Below are 23,020 nucleotides of genomic sequence, written 5' to 3'. Positions count from 1 at the left end.
GATGGCTTACTCCTGGTACGGCTTCAGGCCTTCGTCGGTCAGGCGCAGCACGCGGTCGCAGCGGCGCGCCAGTTCGATATCGTGGGTGACGATGACGAAGGCCGTGCCCAGGGTGCGCGACAGCTCCAGCATCAGGTCGAAGATCTGCTGCGCGGTGGCGTGGTCGAGGTTACCGGTCGGCTCGTCGGCCAGCACGCAGGCCGGCTGCGTGACCAGCGCGCGCGCCAGGGCCACGCGCTGACGCTCGCCGCCGGACAGCTCGCCCGGCACGTGCGTGACGCGCTTGGCCAGGTTCACGCGCGTCAGGATCTGCTGTGCGACCGAGGTGGCCTCGCTGCGCTTGACGCGGCGTATCATCAGCGGCATGGCCACGTTGTCCAGCGCCGAGAATTCCGGCAGCAGGTGGTGGAACTGGTAGACGAAGCCCAGCGACGCGTTGCGCAGGTCGCCGCGCGCGGTTTCGTTCAGGCTGGCGAAGTCCTTGCCCAGCAAGGTGACGCTGCCCTTGGTCGGCGTATCGAGGCCGCCCAGCAGGTGCAGCAAGGTCGATTTTCCCGAGCCGGAAGCGCCAACGATGGCCACGCGCTCGCCGCGCCGCACGTCGATATCGATCCCGGCCAGCACCTGCACCGAGTACGTTCCTTGCGTGAAGGTCTTGCCCAGGCCACGGCAGGACAGGACCACCGGTTCCGGATTGGCCGCGGGATGAGTGGCAGGATTATTCATAGCGCAGCGCCTCCGCAGGTTTCACGCGGGCGGCCCACCAGCTCGGGTAGATCGTCGCCACAAAGGCCAGCACCACGGCCACGCAGCCGATCTTGGCCACGTCCGGCCAGCGCAGGTCCGACGGCACTGTGCTGATGTAGTAAATATCCTTCGACAAGAACTGCACTCCCAATAAATGTTCGATAAACGGCACGATGACGTCGATGTTGAGCGCCACCAGCACGCCGCCGGCCACGCCGAGGGCGGTGCCGAGGATGCCGACCAGCGCGCCCTGGATCATGAAGATCTTCATGATCGAGCGCGGCGAAGCGCCCAGCGTGCGCAGGATGGCGATGTCGGCCTGCTTGTCGGTCACGGTCATCACCAGCGTCGACACCAGGTTGAACGCGGCCACCGCGATGATCAAGGTCAGGATGATGAACATCATGCGCTTCTCGGTCTGCACGGCGGCGAACCAGTTGGCGTTGAGCTTGGACCAGTCGCGCATGATCAGATCACCGGACATGGAATTCTTCAAGTCCTGCGCCACTTGCGGCGCGCGGTGCATGTCCGACAGCCGCAGGCGCAGGCCGGCCGGCGCGTCCATGCGCAGCAGTTTCTCGGCGTCGGTCAGGTGCACGAAGGCCAGCGCCGAATCGAACTCGTTGTGGCCCGCTTCAAAAATGCCGACCACGGTGAAGGAGCGTACGCGCGGCAGCACGCCGGCCGGTGTCGGCTGGCCCTGGGCCAGCGCCAGCGTGACCTTCTCGCCGAGGTTGACGCGCAGCGTGCGCGCCAGCTCGATGCCCAGCACGATGTTGTAGCTGCCCGCTTGCAGCGCGTTAAAGTTACCGCGCCTGGTCTGCTTGGCGACGTCGGAGACGGCGGGTTCCTGTTCCGGCAGCACGCCGCGGATGATGGCCGGGCGCAGCACGTCGTCGCGCACCAGCATGCCCTGGGTCTCGGCGAACGGTGCGGTGCCGATCACTTCCGGATTCTTGCGGGCCTCGGCGGCCTCGGCCTCCCAGTTCGGCATCGAGCCGCGGGCGTCGAAGATCTCGACGTGGGCCAGCACCGACAGCATGCGGTCGGTGACTTCCTTCTGGAAGCCGTTCATGACCGACAGCACGACGATCAGCGCGGCCACGCCCAGGCCGATGCCGGCCATCGAAATCAGGGAAATAAAGGAGATAAAACTATTGCGTCCGCTGCGCTTGCCGGCCCGCGTATAGCGCAGGCCGACCAGCCACTCAAACGGCAAATTCTTGAGAATGCTCATGGGCTCCGGAGGGAATCAAGGTAATGAGCCCGCAGTTTGCCATACAAATAGGATTTCATGGGTGAAACACCCCACAAAAACGGGGTCAGGTCCGGCAATTGGACATGAGCTCGTGTCCAGTTGCCGGACCTGACCCCGGATTTTGCTTAAGAACTGATTAAGCGCTGAACTTCGGGCTTGGGCGCGACTTGCGGCGGCCCATCAGACCCATCAGGCCGAGGCCGGCGGCCAGCATGGCCCAGGTGTCGGCTTCCGGTACCGGGGCGGCACCGATCAGCGTCTGCGATGCGCTGTTGTCCGGGTTGACGCCGGTGAAGATGGTGTACAGGTAGGTGCCGTTCAGCGTCGTGACGTGGGAGGCCGTCTCCAGCATGCTCGCCGCATCGGCGACGCGGGCGTCGCCGCCCTCGGTGAAGTACTGCGCGCCGGTGGTGGCGTACAGCTTGCCGTCGTCGGCTTGCAACTCCCATAGCGCCAGCTGGAAGGAGAACTGCTTGTCGGCGTTGCCCAGGGTGCTGGCGTACGAGGATTCGTACAGCGCGCGGATGCTGTTGCTGACCACGCCCGTGCCGACGTTGTAGGTCGCGCTATAGGTCGAGAACTGGCCCAGTTGCACGTCCGGCTGGAAGCAGTAGGCCAGGAAGGTCTGACGGTAATCGGTGGCGTTGGTCATTTCGTAGACCGACACCGATACCGCCGGGAACGGGAAGCCCGGCTCGGGATTGATCAGTTTCGCGCCGAGGTCGACCAGCAGGCCGCCCGATGGATCCTGCACCTGGTGGTTGTAGGCGTCGCCGTCGGTCGATGCATGGCTGGCGCCGGAGAATGCCAGGGCGATGGCGAAGGCGGCGGTGTTCAGTGCGTGCGTGATTTTCATGGTGTCTTCTCTCTGTGAAATTATTAAAAGTTATGCGTGGACCGCCGGCGCCTGGCCAACCAGCTCGGCCATGTTCGGCGTGACGATGCCGGCGGCGGCGGCATCGGCCGCGTCGACGTTGAAGTAGACGTCGGTCATGTCGGCCGTCTTGCCGTTGCTCAGCGTGACGCTGCTGCGCTCCAGGTGCAGGTTGTTGTTCGCGTCCACGAACGGCAGTTCGGTGTAGGCCACCTTCAGGCTGACCACGCCGGCCGCTTCCAGGCTGACCAGCTCGCCCGCATCGGTCTTGCCGTTGCTGTTGGCGTCCTGCCAGATCCGCAGGCTGCCGAACAGCGCGTCGGCGGCGTCGACCAGGCCGTCGCCGTTGCTGTCGTAGCTGGCCAGCTTGGCGAAGCCGGAACCCTTGCTGGCGCCGCCGAACAGTTCGCCGATGTCGTCGATCTGGCCGTTGCCGTTGCTGTCGATGGCCAGGAAGCCGTCATTGCCGGACAGCCAGCCCGACTGGATCGCCTTGCCGGTGCCGAGCAGGTCGAAGCTGCCGGTCATGTCGGCGCGGGCGATGGTGTGGATGCCGTCGCCGTTCAGGTCGATCGCGATCGGCGTGATGGTGGCGTCCCAGCTCATGTCGTTCTTGCCCGACGTCAGCGTGATGGTGTCGGTCTTGGTGACGTTGGTCAGCGCCTTGCCGTCGCCGGCGACGTCGGAGTCGATGGCGTCGTTGCTGCCGGTGTTCTTCACGCCCCACTTCCAGTCGCTCATGTTGTAGGTGCCGTGGTCGGAGGCGAACGTGACCTTCACATTGGTCTTGTCGAATACCAGGTAATAAGTGCCCGGCGTCAGATCGGTGAACTTGTAGTTGCCGTTGGCGTCGGTCTTGATCGTCGAGCCCAGCTTGGTGTTGGTGGCGGCGTCGTACAGCGAGACGCTGATGCCGCCGATGCCTTCCTCGCCGCTGTCCTGGATGCCGTTGTGGTTGGCGTCGCGCCAGACCTTGTCGCCGATGCTGGCCTTGCGGTAGATGCCGGCGTCCTCGGTCACGATGTCCTGGCCCACGCCCAGCGCGATGGCGCCGGTTTTGCCGGTGCTGCCGGAAATGCTGGTGATGTCGGAGTCGGTGGCGTCGGTGCCGGCGCCGGTCTTGGTGAAGAACCAGCCGCTGCCGTTGGTGACTTCCACCTTGTAGTTGCCGGCCGCCAGGTCGTCGAACAGGTACTGGCCGCCGTCATGGGTGACGGTGGTGCCCTTGAGCGCGCCGCTGGTGGCGTCGTACAGCTTGACGGTCACGCCGTCCACGCCCTTCTCGCCGCTGTCCTGCACGCCGTTGTAGTTCAAGTCTTCCCACACGCGGTTGCCGATACTGCCGGTCTTGACCAGGCCGGCGTCGATGGTCTTGTCGGTCACGCCGGAATTGAGCGTGAATTGCGCGGTCACGCCGTTGCCGTCGGCGTCGGAATCGGCGCTGTCGCTGCCGCCCTGATTCTGCCTGGTGAACAGGTAGCCGTCCACGGCGCTGAACTTGACCGAATACTTGCCCGGCGTCAGGCCGGTGAACGAGTACAGGCCGTTGGCGTCGGTGGTGTCGGTGGCGATCGCCACGCCCTTTTCGTTCAGCAACGTGACCTTGACGTTTTGCGCGCCCGCCTCGCCGCTTTGCTGGACGCCGTCGCCGTTGGTGTCGTACCAGACCTTGTCGCCGATTTCAGCTTTCTGGTACAGGCCGGCGTCCATGTTGGTGACGTTCTGGCCGGCGCTCACGGTGACCGAGCCCAGCTTGCCGCTGCTGTCGGCGTCGCTGTCGACGGCGTTGTTGCTGCCGGCCTTTTGCGTGGTCGTGAAGTAGCCGGCCGGGGTCTTGATGTCCACCGAATACGTGCCCGCCTCGACCGAGAACTTGTAGTTGCCGTTGCTATCGGTGGTGGTGGTCTTGACCACGTTGCCGGACGTATCGCGCAACTGCACGGTGACGCCGGACTTGCCACTTTCGCCGTCGTCCTGCACGCCGTTGCCGTTCTTGTCGATCCAGACGCGGTCGCCGATGGTGGCGGCGGCCAGTACGCCGGCGTCCACGGTTTTGTCGACCTGGCCCGAGGTCAGCGTGAAGCTGTGCGACAGGCCGTTGGCGGCGGCGTCGGAATCGACGCTGTCGTTGCCGCCCTGGTTGGCGCTGGTGAAGGTCATGCCTTCCGGCAGCGAGGCCTTGTCGAACTGCACGCTGTAGGTGCCCGGCTTGAGGCCGCTGAACAGGTAGTTGCCGTTGGCGTCGGTGGTCACGGTGGCGCCCACTGGCTTGCCGTCGGCGTCCAGCAGCGTGACCTTGACGCCGCACACGCCCGCTTCACCGCTGTCCTGCACGCCGTTCTTGTTGGCGTCCAGCCAGACCTTGTCGCCGACCGAGGCGGTCTTGTACAGGCCGGCATCGACGGTGTTGTTGACGTCGCCCGCGTTCAGCGTCACGGCGTTGCTCTGGCCATTGCTGCCGAAGTCGCTGTCCTTGGCGTCGTCGCCGCCCGCGTCCCTGGCGCTGAAGACGTAGTCCTTGGGCGCCGTCACCGATACGGTGTAGCTGCCCGGATCGGCGGTGAAGCTGTATTTACCGTCGGCGCCGGTGGTGGTGGTCTGCACCAGCTTGCCGGTGCTGTCCTTCAGCAGCACGGTCACGCCGCCGATGCCGGCTTCGCCCGCATCCTGCACGCCGTTGGCGTTCTTGTCTTCCCAGACGGTGTCGCCCAGCTTGGCCTGGACCGCCACCACGCCCGCGTCGAGGTCGTTGTTGACGGCGCCCGAGGCCAGCGTGACTTGCGCGGTCTTGCCGGTGGTCGCGTTGGCGTCGGAATCCTTGGCGTCGTTGCCGCCCAGGTCGGCGCCGGTGAAGACGTGGTTGGCCGGCAGGCTGGCCTTGTCGAACTGCACGCTGTAGGTGCCGGGCTGCAGGTTGGTGAAGCTGTAGACGCCGTTGGCGTCGGTGGTCACGGTGGCGCCGGTGGCGTTGCCGGCGGCGTCCAGCAGGATCACCTTGACGCCGGCCAGGCCGGTCTCGCCGCTGTCCTGCACGCCGTTGCGGTTGGCGTCCAGCCAGACGCGGTCGCCCAGGGTCGCGCCCTTGTAGAAGCCGGCGTCGACGTTGTTGTTGGTCTGGCCCGCGGCCAGCGTCACCAGATCGCTCTGGCCGGCGGCGTTGATGTCGCTGTCGACGCCGTCGGCGCCGGCGTGCGTGCCGGTGGCCGTCATGCCGGCCGGTGCGGTGACGGAAATCGCATACTTGCCCGGATCGACGGTGAAGCTGTACTTGCCGTCGGCGCCGGTGGTGGTGGTCTTGACGATGTTGCCGTTCTCGTCCTTCAGATCGACCTTGACGCCGACGATGCCGGCTTCGCCCGCATCCTGCACGCCGTTGCCGTTGCTGTCTTCCCATACGCGGTCGCCCAGCGTGGCTTGCTGGATCACCAGGCCGGCGCGCAGCGTCATGTCTTCGCCGGAAGCCAGCGTGACTTGCGTGGTCTTGCCGGTGCCGGTGTCGGCATCGGAGCCGACGCCGCCGGGGCCGCCCTGGGCGGCGGTGGTGAAGTCATAGCCGGCCGGCAGGCTGCTCTTGTCGAACTGTACGCTGTAGGTGCCCGGCGGCAGGTCGGTGAACTGGTAGTGGCCGTTGGCGTCGGTGGTCGCCACCGCACCCGGCACCGGGTTGCCGCTGGCATCCAGCAAGGTGACCTTGACGCCGGCGGCGCCGGTTTCGCCATCGTCCAGGCGGCCGTCGCGGTCGGCGTCGAACCAGACCACCTGGCTCAGCGAGGCCGGGCGATAGATGCCGGCGTCGATGTCGTGGTTGTTCTCGCCCGCGCCCAGCGTGACGCTGGCGTTGCCGGTGCTGCCGACGTCGCTGTCCAGCGCGCCGTTGCCGCCCTGGCCCGCGCCGGTGAAGCTGAAGCCCGCAGGCGGCGCCACCGAGACGGCATAGGTGCCCGGATCGACGGTAAAGCTGTACTGGCCGCCGTCATGGGTGGTGACGGTGCCAACGGTGTTGCCGGCCGCATCCTTGAGCGAGACGGTCACGCCGTCCACGCCCTGCTCGCCGGCATCCTGCACGCCGTTGCCGTTGCTGTCCTCCCACACGCGGTCGCCCACCGTGGCTTGCTGGACGACGATGCCGGCGTCGATGTGCTGGTGGCTGTCGCCCGAGGCGAGCGTCACCTGCGCGGTCTTGCCGGTGGCGGCGTCGGCGTCGGAATCCCTGGTGGCGTCGCCGCCCTGGCCCTGGCCGGTGAACAGGTAATGATCCGGCAGGCTGGCCTTGTCGAACTGCACGCTGTAGGTGCCGGGCTGCAGGCCGCTGAACTGGTAGTGGCCGCTGGCGTCGGTGGTGACGGTGGCGCCGGCAGGATTGCCGCTGGCGTCCAGCAGCGTGACCTTGACGCCGGCCACGCCGGCTTCGCCCGCGTCCTGCACGCCGTTGCGGTTGCTGTCGTACCAGACGGTGTCGCCCAGGGTGGCTGGACGGTACAGGCCGGCATCGACCGTGTTGTTGGTCTGTCCCGGGGGCAGCACGATCGCGCCGCTGTTGCCGCCGGCGTCGATGTCGCTGTCGGTGGCGCTGTTGCCGCCCTGGCCCTGCGGCGCGGCGGCGTAGCCGGCCGGCGCCTGCACGGTGACCGAATAGGTGCCCGCGTCCACGTCGAAATGGTAGTGGCCGCTGGCGTCGGTGCTGGTGGTGGCGACCACGTGGCCGTCCACATCCTTCAACTGCACGAGCGCGCCGGCGATGCCGGCTTCGCCGGCTTCCTGCACGCCGTTGCCGTTGGCGTCTTCCCAGACGAAATCGCCCAGGTGCGCCTGCGGCACTTTGAAGGTCAGGTAGTTCGGCGTGGCGCTGGTGTCGGCCGCACCGCAGCCGACCAGGCCGCCCGCGTCGCGCACCTTGAAGCCGATGTCGAAGCTGCCGGACGTGCTTTGGCTCGGCTCGAACGACAGCTTGCCGGCCAGGATGTCGGCGGCGGAGATTTCAGCGTTGACGGCCACGGCCACGCCGTTCAGCATCAGCTTGCCGGCGGTCGGCAGCGACGTGATGATGACGGACTGGAAAGCGTCGTGCTCGACCGCGTCGACGAAACCGAAGTCGGACTGCGACAGCGCCACCGGGGTGCCGTCGCTCAGGTTGAAGGTCTTGTTGGCGGCGGTCGGCGCATCGTTGACCGGATCGACCACCACCCGCAGGCTCAGGGTGATGGAGTTGCTGACGCCCGTGCCCTGGTCCAGCACCAGCTCAAACGTGGCGAACTGGCCGTTGTAGTCGACATGCCACTGGCCCGGGCGCACATAAATCGTATCCGCATCGACCTTGCCGAACAGCGGCGTGTCCTTGGTCGAGATGGTGCCGTCGGGCAAAACCACCGACATGGCGTTGATTTTCAGCGTATTGGCGCTGTTGTAGCCGGCGGCCGAGAGGATGTCGCGAAGATCAAAGTTACCTTCAGTATCTTCGCAAATGTGAATAGTAGTAGCAAGACTGATCGCGCTCATGCTTAGCCTTCGAAAAAATGGTTTTTTGGAGTTATCAAGCAGGCCGACACTGCTACTACGCGGATTGGGTAGGCAGGGGCTGGTGCAGCACAGGCATCACGGGATTCTTAGTGATGCCTTTAAAACATTTAAGTTGTCGCAATTATAGCGAACATTTTCCTGGAATAATTAAAATTTTTTTATTGAAATGATTTTTTTATCAATTTAGATTCCCCAAAGAATTAATTCGCCCATGCGCGCTATGCCCTACAATCTCGGGATGACTGAAATCACGCTTGCCTTACCCTACGCCCTGCCCCCGCCTGAGATGGCTGCCGACCTGTTGCGCGCGCTGAAGATGCCGGCGCTGGCTGCGTTGCTGTCGCGCCACAGTTATCTGAAAAATAATATTTATGACAACGACAGCCGCGTGCTGCCGCATGAAGCCTGGCTCGCCCACACGCTCGGCCTGGCCGGCGCGCCGGACCAGCCGGACACCGGCGCGCCGCTGGCCACCGCCTGCATGCGCGGCTGCGGCCTGCAGGCCGAGGCGGCGGACGGCCACTGGTTCATCGTGCAGCCGGCCCATATCCAGCTGTCGCGCACACACACGCTGCTGTCCGACACGCGCGCGTTGCAGCTGACGGAAGAAGAATCGCGTGGCCTGTACGATGTGGCCCGTCCCTACTTTGAAGAGCTGGGCAAGCCGCTGCTGTACGGCGCGCCCGGCCTGTGGTTCGTGCGCGCCGACGACTGGTCTGGCCTGAACACGGCCTCGCCGGACGCCGCCACCACGCAAAACCTGAGCGACTGGATGCCGGAAGGCGAACACGCGCGCGACTACCGCAAGCTGCAGAACGAGATCCAGATGCTGTGGCACGAGCATCCGGTCAATGAAACGCTCCAGGCGCGCGGCGCGCAGCCGGTGAATGCGTTCTGGCTGTGGGGCGGCTCGCGTGCGGCCGCGCCATCGACAGCATCATTGGCGATCGCCGGCGGTCCGGCGTGGATGCAGGTGCTGGCCGCAGCCGACCAGCGCCAGCCCACGGCCGCGCAACTGATCGCCAGGCCGGGCACGGTCATCCTGGCGGAGCTGATCCCGTCGGCCCAGGCCGGAGATTGGTCGGACTGGATCGCGCACATGCAGCGCATCGAGGAAGAATGGTGCGCGCCGCTGCTGGCGGCGCTGAACGACGGCCGCATCGGCCGCGTGACGCTGATGCTCAGCCACCGCAACAACTGGACCACCGTCGCCAGCAGCAAACTGGCGCAGCGCAAATTCTGGCGCAAGTCCACCCTGAACTCATTGAAACAAGCCTGACATGACCCGTATCGCCATCCGCCCCTGCCCGTTCCGCGAATCTGAAATGCTGCGCCAGGGCGGCATCCACCCGGTGCTGGCGCGCCTCTACGCATCGCGCGGCCTGACCGATCCCAAGGATTTATCCAGCGAATTGGCGGCCATGATCCCGCCATCTGGCCTGCTGCACATCGACCTGGCCGCCGTGTTCCTGGCCGACGCCATCGCCGCCAACAAGCGCATGGTGATCGTCGCCGACTACGACTGCGACGGCGCCACCGCCTGCGCCGTGGCGCTGCGCGGCATGCGCGCGATGGGCGCGAACATCGACTTCATTGTGCCGAACCGCTTCGAGTACGGCTACGGCCTGACGCCGGAGATCGTCGAACTGACGGCGCGCGAAAAGCAGCCCGACATCATCATCACCGTCGACAACGGCATCGCCAGCATCGACGGCGTGGCCGAAGCCAACCGGCGCGGCATCGAAGTGGTGGTGACCGACCACCACCTGCCGGCGGACACCCTGCCCGCCGCGCGCGTGATCGTCAATCCGAACCAGCCGGAATGCGGCTTCCCGAGCAAGCATATCGCCGGCGTGGGCGTGGTGTTCTACGTGCTGCTGGCCCTGCGCGCGGAACTGCGCAAGCGCGGCGTGTTCGACGCCCAGACCCAGCCCAAGCTGGACAACCTGCTCGACCTGGTCGCGCTGGGCACCGTGGCCGACGTGGTGCGGCTCGATCCGAACAACCGCATCCTGGTGGCGCAAGGCCTGAAGCGCATGCGCGCGGGCCGCATGCATGCCGGCGTCGCGGCCCTGTTCCGCGTGGCCGGGCGCGAGCCGCGCAACGCCAACCCCTTCGATCTCGGTTTCGCTTTGGGCCCGCGCCTGAACGCGGCGGGACGGCTGCAGGATATGTCGCTCGGGATCGAATGCCTGATCACCGACGACGAAGGCCGCGCGTGGCAACTGGCGCAGCAGCTCAACGAAATCAACCTGAAGCGCCGCGAGATCGAAGCCGAGATGCAGGACACGGCCTTGCTGCACCTTGACGCCTTCGAGCCGGCGGCCAGCAGCACGATCTGCGTATTCGACGACAGCTGGCACCAGGGAGTGATCGGCATCGTCGCCTCGCGCCTGAAAGAAAAATTCTTCCGTCCGACGATCACCTTCGCCCCCGGCGCGGACGGCTGGATCAAGGGCTCCGGCCGCTCCATCCCCGGCTTCCACCTGCGCGACGCGCTGGACCTGGTCTACAAGAAGGCACCGACGCTGATCGACAAATTCGGCGGCCACGCCATGGCGGCCGGCCTGACGATACGCGCCGACGCCTTCGACGCCTTCGCCGCCGCGTTCGAGGAAGTGGGCCGTTCGTGGCTCAGCCAGCAGCAGCTGGAGCGCGTGATCGAAACCGACGGCCCGCTGGAAGACGCCTACTACACCACCTCGTTCATCGACCTGATGGCCGGCCAGGTGTGGGGCCAGGGCTTTGCGCCGCCGGTATTCTGCGACGAGTTCCGCGTGGTGAGCCAGCGGATCCTGAAAGAGCGCCACCTCAAGCTCCTGCTGGAAAAGAACGGCGCCCGCTACGACGCCATCTGGTTCGGCCACGTCGACTCGCTGGGCGAACGCGCCAAAGTCGCCTTCCGCCTCGACGCCAACGAATACAACGGCGTCACCAAGGTCCAGCTGATGGTGGAGCACGCCGAACCCCTGTAACCCATGAGGGTCAGTGCCGACATTCGGACATCACGGAACTTTTTTTTGGCGCCAAAGTTCCCCAATGTCCGAATGTCGGCACTGACACCGGCCCTTGACACCGGCCCTTTATTTTTTGCAGTTGCAGACTTCCGAACCGCCGTCGAACACCACACGCCAGGTGTTGGGCGCTTCCAGCCGCCAGATCGAGTTGAAGCGCGCGATCAGCTTGCCGTCCGGCGCGTAGACGGGGCCCGATGTCCTGGCCAGCGTGCCCGAGGCCAGCACATCGACCTGGTCCGGCTCCCAGGAAAACGGCGCTTCCGGCTTGGCGTAAAATTTCTTCCAGTCCTCCGCCACGGCCTGCTTGCCGTGCAGGGTCTTGCCGTCGGCGCTGAAAACCGTCTCCTCCGACAGGAAACTGGCAAACGCGGCATGATCGCGCGCCTTCATGGTCGCCGCGAACGCACGCTCCACATTGGCCACCTCCAACTGCCTGCCCGTGAACACCGGCGCGGCCCAGGCCGGCAGCGCCAACGCGGCAACCATTGTTATAGATATCATTTTCATTCCCCACCTCCTTGGAACGATCTTAATCCAGTTGCATGCGGATTGCTATTTATCCGAAATAGGAGTATAAATAATCCATTACCGGAGGATTTATGCTTACCTACGCCTACCCTCGCAGCCGCTTCGAGCCGACCGTACTGGTGGATTTGAACGCCAAGGCCGAGCGCGAGCGCCTGTCCAAGTCCGCCCTCAAGGGCTTTTTCAAGCTGGTCGCCACCTGGAAGGTGCGCGATGAAGATGCGCGCCAACTGCTCGGCGGCCTCTCCAACAGCAGCTACTACGACTGGAAAAAGAATCCCGAACGCACGCTGGAGGTCGACTGCATCACCCGCATCTCCTACCTGCTCGGCATCTACAAGGCGCTGCACATCATCTACGGCGACAAGCTGGCCGATGAATGGATCAGTCTGCCCAACACCAACCAGATTTTCGAAGGCCGCACGCCGCTGGCCTACATGCTGGGCGGCGGCCTGCTGGCGATGCAGACCGTGCGCCAGTTGCTGGACGCCCGCCGCGGGGGACTGTAAGTGCCGGTCAGCCTGATTCCGCCCCTCACCACGCTGCGCCAGTTCGACACTTGCCGTTTGCTGCCCTCCCGCTTTGCCGATGTGGAGGATTCCGTCCTCGCGCCGCTGGCCGACAGCGACGACCACCTGCGCGATTTGTTCGACCTCGATAACGCCACCAACGCGCGCCTGCGCACGCAGAACGGCGGCTCGGCCGGCATCAATGTCGACGAACTGGTGTTCGGCGTGCCGAATTTCCGCATCGTCAACGCCGCCTTTACCTACGCCCGCCCCGAGGGCAGCCGCTTCAACGACGGCCGCCGGGGCGCCTGGTACTGCGCCTTCGACGCCGAAACCGCGCTGGCCGAAGTGAGCTTTCACAAAGCCGTCGAATACGCCGAGATCAACCGCTTCGACGACAGCGTGCAGTACCAGTGCATGCTGGCCGACTTCACCGCCACCTTCCACGACCTGCGCGGCCTGGCCCGGCACAACGGCTGCCTGTCGCCGGACAGCTATATCGAATCGCAGACCCTGGCCGAACGCCTGCTGGACGGCGGCTCGCTGGGCATCATCTACCCGAGCGTACGGCGCCCGGAAGGCACCAACCTGGCCTGCTTCCGCCCCGCGGTGGTGGGCAATGTTCGCAAAGGCCCGGCCTATCGGTTAACATGGCGGGGTAGCCCGGTACCGAACATCGAACTTATTTAATATGCAAACCAAACCTGAAAACGACACTGAACTCCGCCTCAAAGTAAACCGCGAAACCGCGCGCCTGCCATGGACCGAACTGCTCAAGCACTTCGCCACCGGTAACGTGGTGTGGGTCGCCAATTCGCTGGACCTGGTGGACGTCGCCGTGCGCGTCTCGCACGACGACAAGGCCAACATCGCCCAGTGGATGAACGCCGGCCTGCTCGGCAAGGTGAGCGACGAGCAGGCGCAAGCCTGGCTGGAAGCCAGCGCCGAACTGTGGGCAGTCGTCGTCAGTCCCTTCATCCTGGTGCAGCAGGAAAAAACCGCACCAGGCAAAGTGCATTAAAACTTAAAGCTGCCCGCATCCAGGGTCAGCGTGCCGCCGCAGGCCGGCGTCGTGGCTTCACGATTGCCGCTGCCGGTGGACTGATTGCTCTCCCATACGGTGGCGACGCCGTACTTCATGAACTTGTACTGGATCGCCGTCGACGGCGGCAGCTGGAAGGTGCGCGACCATGGCACGTTGGCGCCGCTGCCTTCGATGGTCAGCTGGTTGCTGCTGCCCTGCACCCAGTTGCCCAGCTCCGCGCGATTCCCCACCACATAGACGTTCTGGCCGAAGACCGTATTGGCGTTCGCCACGCGGAAGGTCACTGGCACCGTGGTGCAAGTGCCGCCGCCTCCACCGCTGCCGCCCACCTTCTGGTTGATGTGCAGCGCCACCGCGGGGACCACCGATCCGCCATTGGCCGGGATGCTGACGCTGATGACGCCATTGCTGCCGACGGTCACGCTGTCGCTGGTGCAGGCGGTGCCGGCCGCGTTCAGCACGCCGTGCGCCACGTTGCAATAGGTCCCGGCGGGCAGCAGCGTTTGCAGCGATGCATTCCATGCCGCGCCCTCGTTATTGATCGCGACGTAGCCTTTCGCGCCACGGCCAAAGGCGATCTGGTTGCCGGTACCGTTGACGAAGTTGTCCACGCCCTGCCCCGACGTCACGCTGCGGAACGCCACCATGTTGGAGATATCGCTCCAGCGATGGATGAAGTCCCAGCTCTGGTTGATCAACGGTGCGCCGCTGGCGTCGAACGGGCTGGCGCTTGGCGCGGCCTGATCGTAGTTGGTGAAGCGGAAGCCGGAATGCAATTGCGCCGAACCGTAAGGCCAGGCCAGCATGAAGATGTTGGCCAGGTCGTAGCGCTTGGTGCCCTGCGTGTCGTTGGTGGTGCCCGAGACGTAATTGCTGGCGACCAGCGAACTGCCGTTGCGCTCCGTATCCCAGTTGTTGACGAACACTGTCGCCTTATCGCTCGGCACGAAGCCCCAGGTGCCGCCCCAGTTGCCCGGCGTGCCCATGATGGTGCGGATCTGCGACAGGTTGGCGCCGTTCTCGTTGCGGAACACCGCCTTCATCGCAAAGGTGTACTGGAATTCGTTCAGCGTGCCGTTGCCGTAGTAATCCGAGCGCACCACGTTACTGTCCGGGATGACCTCCTGCGTGATCCACAGCGATTCGCCGGAAGTGGTGGTGTGCGTGACGCCAGCCAGTATCGTGGCCAGGTCGGACGCCGGCATGTGCTTGGCGGCGTCGAAGCGCACACCGTCCACGCCCATGGTGATCAACTTGGTCAGGTAGTTCTTGATCTGCCCCTGCACGTAGCTGCTTTCCGTTTTCAGGTCCGGCAGGCCGCTCAGGCGGCAGTTCATCACGTTGGAGCGATTGCCTGGCGAGCCATAGTCGCCGCCGGCGATATCGCAGGCCGGATGGAAGTCGCTGCTGCTGAAGAAGGGATAGGCCAGCGTACTCGAATTCCAGGTCGTGCCGTCGGTTGCGGTGCCCGCACCTGCCGCCAGGTGGTTGACCACCACGTCCACGTACACGCGCACCTTGGCCGTGTGGCAGGTGTTGATCATGGCCTGGAATTCGGCCTCTGTACCCATATTACTTTTAAGCGAAGTGAAATTGACGGGCTGGTAGACATCCCACCACGCGCCCAGGCTGGCCGACGCCTGCGGCGGCGAGACCTGCACCGCGCCAAAGCCCTGCGGCCCGAGCCAGTTGGTGCATTCCTGCGCGATGTCGTTCCACTTCCAGCGGAACATCTGTACCGAGGTGTCGGCGGCATTGAAAGCGGCGTGGGCAGGCGCCATCGCGGCCCCGGCAAGGATGCCGGCGGCCAGTAAGGTTTTCTTCATATAGTCTCCATGTCGTTATATTTTATGTTTTAGGAAATACTGCTTCCTGAATAAAATGTAGCAGAACTACAGTAAACAGCAAGCGGAATTCCTTACAAACTTGAGACTTTCATGCAGGAACCGGTTCCACCTGTAACTCGATTACGAGTGAAACTTCGGTGTATGGTCAATCGTTCCAGCGCCATGTATGATGGAAAAAAACCACAGCTGCCACCTTCGCCACTTCATGCTCACCACCGCCTCCGCAGACAGCGCCAACGACATTGCCAACAACATCGCCGAAGCCATCGCGGCGCGCAAGTTGCCGCCCGGCACCAAGCTGAGGGAAGAAGCGCTGTGCCGCCTGTATTCGGTCAGCCGCACCAAGATCCGCGCCGCGCTGCTGATACTGTCGAAGGACAAATTGATCGACATGGTGCCGGACAAGGGCGCGGTGGTCAGCCAGCCAAGCGAACAGGAATCGCGCGATATTTTCGCGGCCCGCCGCATCATCGAGGTGGCGCTGGCGCGCGAGTTCACCGCCAAGGCCAAGGCCGCCGATTACCGCATGCTGGAAAAGCATGTGAAGGAAGAGCGCAGCATGCTGTCGCAGGCGCCGTCGAAAATGCGCCAGCAATTGCTGGGCGACTTTCACGTGCTGCTGGCCGATGTCGTCGGCAACCAGGTATTGAAGGAGATCGTGCGCGAGCTGGTCGGCCGCAGCACGCTGATCACCATGCTGTACCAGTCCGAGCGCGATGCGATCTGCTCGTCCGAAGAACACAGCGCCTTCCTGGCTGCGGCCCGCTCGGGCGACGCGGACAAGGCGGCGGAGCTGATGCTGCACCACCTGAGCCATGTCGAAGCGGCGCTGAATTTCGACGTCAGCGCCCATCCCGCAAAAAAAGACCTGGTCTCCGCGCTGCTGATGTAGCGGCCTGCGATACAAGAGCCGGTATCGGTACGCCACAAAAATTCATTAGACGATCGTTCGCGCCTGCCGCAGCATGAAATCCTGCATCCGGCAGACACAAAACCTATAAAGCGAGACGACAAATGAACAAACAGCTACTCAAGCAATGGGCGGCGGCGACCGCTATCGCCTTCAGCGCCATCACCGCGCAAGCGGCCACCTGGACACTGAGCGGATCGCTCATCACGCACGACCCCAGCGTCTACAAGGAAAACAGCACCTGGTGGATCACCGAAACCAGCGACACCGGCATCGGCGTAAAGTATTCGCCGGACGGCCACGCATGGACCCAGGGCGTCAGCATCTTCGGCAACGGCCTGTCGTGGTGGGGCCAATACAACGGTAACAGCAAGACCGTGTGGGCGCCGGACATCCACGTATGGAACGGCAAGGCGATCCTGTACTACGCCGTATCGACCTTCGGTTCGCAGAAATCGGCGATCGGCCTGGCGACGGCCAGCAGTATCGCGCAGGGGAACTGGACCGACCAGGGCGCCATATTGACCTCGGCGCCGGGCAACAACTACAACGCCATCGATCCCAATTTCTTCGTCGACAAGGCAGGCCAACCCTGGCTGTCGTTCGGCTCGTTCTGGACGGGGATCTACACCACGCGGGTCGATCCGAACACACTCAAGCCGACCGGCAGCTGGTACCACCTGGCCACCGACAACACCGGCATCGAGAACGCCTTCATCATGAGCAACGGCTCGTACTACTACCTGTTCGTCTCCAAGGGCAGCTGCTGCTCCGGCGCCAACAGCACCTACCACATCTCCTATGGCCGCTCGACCAGCGTGACCGGACCGTATCTCGATAAAAACGGCGTCAGCATGTTGAATGGCGGCGGCACCACGCTGGACGCCGGCGGCGGACGATTCATCGCGCCCGGCGGCGAATCGGTGGCGAACGGCGTGATGGTGCGGCACGAGCTGGATAGCCAGAACAACTACAACGGCGTGTTGTTCATCAACGACCTGACCTTCAGCAACGGCTGGCCGACCTATTGATGAAAACCTTGGCCGCATTGGTGACGCTGGCGGCGGCGCTGTTTGCGGCGCTGGCGTGGCAGGACACGCCGGTGCCGGATCACAGCGCCGGCGTTGACGCAAGCGCCGGCACCGGCCGCCCGCTGGTCGCGGACGGCGTGGCGCAGCGCCTGTTCCGCGAACTGGGCAGCCATATCCCGCCCTCGCCCGCGACCGGGCTCTCGCTCACGGACAACCAGGAACTGATCGCCGACTTCGCGCTGCACAAGTTGATGGACAGTTTTCTGCTGAACCGCAGCGATGCAGGCCGGATGCAAGCACTGTGCGACCATCTGCGCCGCACGCTGCCCCCCGGCGCGGCCGCCGAAGCGATCGAGATCGCCACCAGCTATGAAGCGTACCTGGCCGCGCACGACGCACTGCTGGCGGCGCAGCACTTCAGCTCCGGCGATGCGGCGTCGCAGGACTTGAACCGGCTAACCAGCTGGCAGCAGCAACGCCGGCAGCTGCGCGTACGCATGCTCGGCGAGCGCATCGAGCTGGAATGGTTCGGCAATGACGAGACCTACTTCACGCAGGCGTTGGACGAATGGCGGCAACGCGGCAACGGCGAAACACCATCCGCCGCCGGCAATCCCGAAGATCAGGCGCGCCACGACCAGCATATGCGGCAAGCCCTGAATCAGGCCATTGCCAGCTATCAGCTGGCAGCCAAGGCCAATTGATGCGCCAACCCGTTGTGACGCTCGATCACCACCGGCAGATCGATGGTGCACAACACCCCCTCCCGCACCACGACACGGCCATTGATTACGCTGTATGACACATTCGGCGGCGTGCAGAACACCAGCGCCGCCACCGGATCATGCAGCGCGCCCGCAAAGCCGATGCCATCAAGCTTGAACATCGCGATATCCGCCGCCATGCCAGGCTTGAGCGCACCGATATCGTCGCGGTTCAGCACCTTGGCGCCGCCCAGCGTCGCCACCTCCAGCGCCTGCCGCGCCGTCATCGCATCCGGGCCGAAGCCCACGCGCTGCAGCAGCAGCGCCTGCCGCACTTCGCCCATCATGTGGCCGGAATCGTTGGATGCGCAACCGTCCACACCCAAGCCGACGGAGACGCCGCGATCGAGCATCTTGCGTATCGGCGCGATGCCGGAAGCGAGCCGCATGTTCGAGCACGGACAATGCGCGATGCCGGTGCCGGTGCGCGCGAACATGTAGATGCCGTCGTCATCCAGCTGCACGCAGTGCGCATGCCAGACGTCATGCCCCACCCAGCCGCAGTCCTCGGCATATTCAGCTGGCGTCATGTTGAATTTTTCGCGGCTGTAGGCGATGTCGTTGGCGTTCTCCGCCAGGTGCGTGTGCAGCGACACGCCGAAGCTGCGCGCCATCGCCGCCGATTCCTTCATCAGGTCGCGCGAGACGGAGAACGGCGAGCATGGCGCCACCACGATGCGCTGCATCGCATAGCGGCCGGCATCGTGATACGTCTCGATCAGGCGTTGCGTGTCCTTGAGGATCGCGCCCTCTTCCTCCACCACGCGATCCGGCGGCAAGCCGCCCTTGGACTGGCCCACGCTCATGGAGCCGCGCGCGGCGTGGAAGCGCATGCCGATCTTGCGCGCGGCCTCGATACTGTCATCAAGCTTGCAACCGTTCGGGTAAATGTAGAGGTGGTCGCTGCTGGTGGTGCAGCCGGACAGGATCAGCTCCGACATCGCCGCCAGCGTCGAGACCTTGACCATCTCCGGCGTCAGGTTGGCCCAGATCGGATACAGGTTGGTCAGCCAGTTGAACAACTCACCGTTCTGCGCGGCGGGGATCACCCGCGTCAGGCTCTGGTACATATGGTGGTGCGTGTTGACCAGGCCGGGCATGACGACGTGGTTGCTGACGTCGATCACTTCATCGGCCTGCTGCGGCAGGTCGGCGCTGAGGCCCACCTGCTCAATCACGTTATCACGGATGAAAACGGCGCCATCGGCGATTTCGCGGCGCTCGTCGTCCATGGTGACCAGCACGCGCGCATTCTTGATCAGTAGAGTTTTAGTCATAAGTTCTATGATGATTAAACACTGCGGAAACAATGCACGGGCACTGCGGAAACAGCGGGGGTTAAATTGTCGAACGTATTTTAAGCTGCTTCACGCTCGGCGGTTAAAAAAGCCTGGGGCACATCTTCGTCTTCATCGTCATCGGTTTTCTCGAACGGACGCTCAGGCAGGACCAGGTTCAGCGCCACGGCCACCAGTGCGCCGACGGTGATGCCGGAACCGAAGACTTCCTTGACGAACGCGGGCAGCTTGGACAGCAGCTCCGGCCGCACCGTCACCGCCAATCCGCAGCCGATCGCCACCGCCATGATGATGCCGTTGCGTTTGGTGTGCTCGACATGGCTCAGCAACTGTACGCCGGCGGAGATGATCATCGCGAACATCATCAGGCCCGCGCCGCCCAGCACCGGTTGCGGTATCGTCACGACCACGGCGCCCAAGATCGGGAACAGGCCGGCCAGGAACAGCATCACGCCGGTCAGCGCCACCACATGGCGGCTGGCCACGCCGGTCAGCGAGACCACGCCGACATTCTGCGCAAACGTCGACACCGGTGGGCTGGACATCAGCGCGGCGAAAGCCGAACCGACGCCGTCGCACAGGATGCCGCGCGCCAGCGTCTTGCCGCGCATCTTGGTGTTGGTCGCCGCGCCGAGCGCCATGAAGGTGCCGGTGGTTTCCACCATCGTGACCAGGTAGGCGATCGCCATCGCGACGATACCGGCCACCGGGAAGCTCATGCCGTAGTGGAGCGGTTGCGGCAACGCGAACACCGGCGCGTTGCTCACTTGCGAGAAATCGATCATGCCCAGCGAAGCGCACGCCACGTAGCCGATGAACATGCCGATCACCACCGCTGCCGCCGACACGATGCCCTTGCCGAATTGGACCAGCATGATGACCGTGACCAGCACAAACGCGGCGATGCCCAGGTTGAGCGGCGAGCCGTAGACGGCGCCCGGCGCATGGCCGCCCGCCGCCCAGTCCACCGCCACCGGCACCAGCGACAGGCCGATCATCGTCACCACCACGCCGGTGACGGCATGCGGGAACAGCTTGCGGATCTTCGGCATGAAGCAGCTGCCGACGATCATGACCAGCGACGCGGCCAGCGAGCAACCGAGGATGGCGGGCAGGCCGTGTTCCAGCCCGATGCTGATGGCGGCGCCGACAAACGCAAAGCTGGTGCCCATCACACAAGGAAGCCGGATGCCGACCGGCCCCACGCCTTTGCACTGGACCAGCGTCACGAGGCCTGAGCCGAGCAAGGCGGCATTAATCAAGGTAATGACCTGGTCCGCCGGCAGCTTCAATGCGGCGCCGACCACCAGCGGCACCGCGATGATGCCGCCCAGGGCGGCCAGCATATGCTGGGCCGCCAGCAGCACGGTCGTGAATAGGGGTGGCCGATCCTCGACCTGAAAAATCAAGTGATTCATAAACGCGTCTCCATCTGTCTTTTATATGGGCGTTACTTTGCAACGACTACGCGCACGGCCTGCCCTTAACCGTGCGTAGAAATGATGCTTAGCAACGCTGCAGCTTGTGGCCACGCGTTTTATTGAGGACGATAGTGCGCCTCGCACGACACATTGTCAACGAATTTTGTATACAATTTTTAGCGGCGACATGCGGACCGCATGCCGCTCGCCGGCTTGTCTACTGGGCGTAGAGGTAGGTGCAGCTTTGATCGGCGGGATCGCGGGCGAGGATGCGATCGTACAGGCCAGTGTTTTCCGTCACGCTGCGTTCGACGTCTTCCTGCAACAGCAGCCCGGCTTCGACCTGACGCGCGGCGGCGGCGCGCACGGCGGCCACGTAGTCGTCGCGCGATGCGTAGCGCAGCTCCAGGCTTGGACGCGGATCGCCGGCGGCAAGGCGCTCGGCCTCGGTGCGTGCGAACGGCACGAAGCTGCCGTCGAAGCGCGACGTCGCCCAAGCGAAACCGGTGTCCGGCGCGCGCAGGTTCCAGCCGGTGTGCGTGCCCAGCGGCGCCTGCAACTCGACCAGCCGCACGCCGCCCCTGTCGTTGCCGTCGGCATCCGGAGCCGGCACGCGGGTTTCGAAGTCGTCGCCGTGCCTGGGTGGGACACTGTCCCCGACCAGGCGCGGCTCGCGCAGGTTCTGTTCCGGCGGCGTCAGGCCCAGTCCTTTCGGGAAGATCGCGCGGTAGTTCGCGACCGTGGTCAGCGTGCCGTCGGCCAGCTGTGGATAGGCGTTGGCCGGCGGCTGCTTGCCCTTGCTGGTCCAATCGTCCAGCGCCAGGATCAGCGCACGCATCGGCAGGTAGTGATCGCTGGTCGACACGCAGGCGGTGAACGGCGCGCGCGTGCGCGAACGGCCGACGTAGTGTTGCGCGCCCATGAAGCCATAGATGCGTGCGTTCTCGGCCGGCGCCACGTCGCCCGACGCGTCAGGCGTGGTCGCGATCAGCGAAGCGCCGCGGTTCCAGAACTCGGTCGATGTATTGGCGAAGAACAGCTTGGGCACATTGCCCTGCCTGTCGCGCGCCCGGTCCAGGTAGGATGCGGTCTTGCCGGTGGCAGGATCGCGCGACGGCGCGGTGGTGAACGGGAAGGCATCCGACGGATAGTCGTGCTCCTCCATCATCGACGGATGGCGGGTCGGTTGCGCGAAGCGGCTGTTGAAGCCGGCCGAACCACCGGCGCCCGGCACTTGCAGATACGCGCCGCTGAACACCATGCGGCCGGATTCGTCCAGGTTCAAACCGTCATGCAGCATGCGGCCGATCACGCGGCCGGACTGGCTGATACCGAACATCAGCACATTCTTCGGCACCGGCGCGCCCTCGAACGGCTGGTCGCGGAAGTAAGCCAGCAGATCGCGGATGCCGGCCAGGCCGGCGCCGGTGACGTAAGGATCTTTCGCCACATACGTCAACTCGTAGATGGTATCGGGCTTGAAGCCGCCGTCCAGTTGAATGCGGCCAGGACCGCCCTTCTGTTCCGGCGCGACGAAGTGCCAGCTGCTGCGCGGGATGGCGCGGCGCTTGTCGTCGGGACGCGCGCGCTCGGTCAGCTGCGCATGCGGATCGTTGTCCTTGGCCGGCTCGTAGGTCAGGCCGCGCATGCCGGCATAGGTGGCGATATCGGCCGCCGCATTGACGGTGAACTCGTTCTGCACCCTGCCCTTGACGCCCTTGGCGATTGGCGGCGCGAACACCAGCGGCCGCGCGCCGGCGGGTGGCGGCGCCACGTCCCAGGTCCAGGCGGAGAACAGCAGCGAGAAGCCATGGCGCATCAGGAAGCCGTCGCCCGCATCGGCTGCGGTGGCCGGATCGTTGTTGACCGGGCTGCGGCCGTTGACCTGGCCCATGATGGCGATGCCGCCACGGTTATTGACGTCGTAGAGCAGGCTGGATGGCTGGCCGCCGGTGGGGCGCAGCAGTATGAACTCGCTGGAGAAGACCACGCGGCCGCGCGCGTCGCGCCTGGCGTGCTTCAGGTCCGCGATGGCCTGGTTGGCTTTCAGCTTCGGATCCAGCGCATAGTAGGCGACGCCGCGTATCTTTTCATACGCGCCGGCCTCGCCGAAGGTCACGCCCGAGGCAAACGGCGTACGCTCGATCACTTCGATACGCTCAACCGCAGCCTGCGCGGACATGGAAGCCGCTGCGACGGCAGTCAACAGTGCCAGCTTATGCTTCTTCATCATTCTCTGCCTCGATCCGTTTGCAAA

General features: G+C 64.6%; 17 protein-coding genes. 8 read left to right on the top strand and 9 right to left on the bottom strand.

Annotated features, from left to right (window positions below; translation table 11 throughout):
* Window positions 1-6: 6 nt before the first annotated feature.
* From lolD to ACEN9F_RS00810, 4 genes are all read right to left on the bottom strand, one after another.
* Window positions 7-726 carry a lipoprotein-releasing ABC transporter ATP-binding protein LolD gene (lolD, locus tag ACEN9F_RS00825; RefSeq protein WP_413416863.1) on the bottom strand — a complete coding sequence of 240 codons (720 nt, stop codon included), beginning with the start codon at window positions 724-726 and terminating at the stop codon, window positions 7-9.
* Window positions 719-1,984 (bottom strand): lipoprotein-releasing ABC transporter permease subunit, encoded by a 1,266-nt coding sequence (locus ACEN9F_RS00820; RefSeq protein WP_413416861.1) that lies wholly within the window; start codon window positions 1,982-1,984, stop codon window positions 719-721. Before ACEN9F_RS00820 ends, lolD begins: the two co-directional genes overlap by 8 nt.
* A gap of 157 nt (window positions 1,985-2,141) precedes the next feature.
* Complete coding sequence (locus ACEN9F_RS00815) at window positions 2,142-2,861, bottom strand: PEP-CTERM sorting domain-containing protein (protein WP_413416859.1); 720 nt, start codon at window positions 2,859-2,861, stop codon at window positions 2,142-2,144.
* Between the two features lie 30 nt (window positions 2,862-2,891).
* Window positions 2,892-8,375, bottom strand: a complete 5,484-nt coding sequence (locus ACEN9F_RS00810; protein WP_413416857.1) for an SdrD B-like domain-containing protein — start codon at window positions 8,373-8,375, stop codon at window positions 2,892-2,894.
* A gap of 259 nt (window positions 8,376-8,634) precedes the next feature.
* Between ACEN9F_RS00810 and ACEN9F_RS00805 the strand changes: the two genes are divergently transcribed.
* Window positions 8,635-9,675, top strand: coding sequence for a hypothetical protein (locus tag ACEN9F_RS00805; RefSeq protein ID WP_413416855.1), 1,041 nt, complete (start codon window positions 8,635-8,637; stop codon window positions 9,673-9,675).
* A 1-nt stretch (window position 9,676) separates the two neighbouring features.
* Window positions 9,677-11,371, top strand: coding sequence for a single-stranded-DNA-specific exonuclease RecJ (recJ, locus tag ACEN9F_RS00800; RefSeq protein ID WP_413416854.1), 1,695 nt, complete (start codon window positions 9,677-9,679; stop codon window positions 11,369-11,371).
* Window positions 11,372-11,479: 108 nt separating this feature from the next.
* Here the strand turns inward: recJ and ACEN9F_RS00795 are convergent, their stop codons facing one another.
* The gene (locus ACEN9F_RS00795) at window positions 11,480-11,920 is read right to left on the bottom strand and encodes a YybH family protein (protein ID WP_413416852.1); all 441 of its coding nucleotides are present in this window, start codon (window positions 11,918-11,920) and stop codon (window positions 11,480-11,482) included.
* A 92-nt stretch (window positions 11,921-12,012) separates the two neighbouring features.
* On the opposite strand from ACEN9F_RS00795, the gene ACEN9F_RS00790 reads away from it, so the two are divergent.
* From ACEN9F_RS00790 to ACEN9F_RS00780, 3 genes are read left to right on the top strand one after another with little or no spacing between them, the layout of a single operon-like run.
* Window positions 12,013-12,447, top strand: a complete 435-nt coding sequence (locus ACEN9F_RS00790) for an antitoxin Xre/MbcA/ParS toxin-binding domain-containing protein (RefSeq protein WP_413416850.1) — start codon at window positions 12,013-12,015, stop codon at window positions 12,445-12,447.
* Window positions 12,448-13,137, top strand: coding sequence for an RES family NAD+ phosphorylase (locus tag ACEN9F_RS00785; protein WP_413416848.1), 690 nt, complete (start codon window positions 12,448-12,450; stop codon window positions 13,135-13,137).
* A 1-nt stretch (window position 13,138) separates the two neighbouring features.
* Window positions 13,139-13,468 (top strand): DUF2288 domain-containing protein, encoded by a 330-nt coding sequence (locus tag ACEN9F_RS00780; protein ID WP_413416846.1) that lies wholly within the window; start codon window positions 13,139-13,141, stop codon window positions 13,466-13,468.
* Here the strand turns inward: ACEN9F_RS00780 and ACEN9F_RS00775 are convergent.
* Window positions 13,465-15,318 carry a carbohydrate-binding module family 20 domain-containing protein gene (locus tag ACEN9F_RS00775; RefSeq protein ID WP_413416844.1) on the bottom strand — a complete coding sequence of 618 codons (1,854 nt, stop codon included), beginning with the start codon at window positions 15,316-15,318 and terminating at the stop codon, window positions 13,465-13,467. The genes ACEN9F_RS00780 and ACEN9F_RS00775 overlap by 4 nt on opposite strands.
* Before the next feature lie 190 nt (window positions 15,319-15,508).
* Between ACEN9F_RS00775 and ACEN9F_RS00770 the strand changes: the two genes are divergently transcribed.
* The 3 genes from ACEN9F_RS00770 to ACEN9F_RS00760 all read left to right on the top strand — a co-directional run bounded on the left by ACEN9F_RS00770 (window position 15,509) and on the right by ACEN9F_RS00760 (window position 17,984).
* Window positions 15,509-16,231: a GntR family transcriptional regulator gene (locus ACEN9F_RS00770; RefSeq protein ID WP_413426928.1), complete on the top strand. Its 723-nt coding sequence runs from the start codon at window positions 15,509-15,511 to the stop codon at window positions 16,229-16,231.
* 122 nt (window positions 16,232-16,353) lie between these two features.
* Window positions 16,354-17,280 (top strand): family 43 glycosylhydrolase, encoded by a 927-nt coding sequence (locus tag ACEN9F_RS00765; protein ID WP_413416842.1) that lies wholly within the window; start codon window positions 16,354-16,356, stop codon window positions 17,278-17,280.
* Window positions 17,280-17,984, top strand: coding sequence for a hypothetical protein (locus tag ACEN9F_RS00760; RefSeq protein WP_413416840.1), 705 nt, complete (start codon window positions 17,280-17,282; stop codon window positions 17,982-17,984). Before ACEN9F_RS00765 ends, ACEN9F_RS00760 begins: the two co-directional genes overlap by 1 nt.
* Here the strand turns inward: ACEN9F_RS00760 and ACEN9F_RS00755 are convergent.
* From ACEN9F_RS00755 to ACEN9F_RS00745, 3 genes are all read right to left on the bottom strand, one after another.
* Window positions 17,960-19,321, bottom strand: coding sequence for an 8-oxoguanine deaminase (locus tag ACEN9F_RS00755; RefSeq protein ID WP_413416838.1), 1,362 nt, complete (start codon window positions 19,319-19,321; stop codon window positions 17,960-17,962). The two genes, ACEN9F_RS00760 and ACEN9F_RS00755, sit on opposite strands and share 25 nt — an antisense overlap.
* Window positions 19,322-19,401: 80 nt before the next feature.
* On the bottom strand, window positions 19,402-20,760 hold the full coding sequence (locus tag ACEN9F_RS00750; RefSeq protein ID WP_413416836.1) for a nucleobase:cation symporter-2 family protein: 1,359 nt from the start codon (window positions 20,758-20,760) through the stop codon (window positions 19,402-19,404).
* Window positions 20,761-20,980: 220 nt separating this feature from the next.
* A complete protein-coding gene (locus ACEN9F_RS00745) occupies window positions 20,981-22,996 on the bottom strand; it encodes an alpha/beta hydrolase domain-containing protein (protein ID WP_413416834.1) in 2,016 nt (671 codons plus the stop codon).
* Between the last annotated feature and the right edge of the window lie 24 nt (window positions 22,997-23,020).

It is taken from the genome of Duganella sp. CT11-25, from assembly GCF_047302815.1.
GTDB lineage: Bacteria > Pseudomonadota > Gammaproteobacteria > Burkholderiales > Burkholderiaceae_D > Rugamonas.
This window is presented reverse-complemented; position numbering and strand designations above follow the sequence as displayed.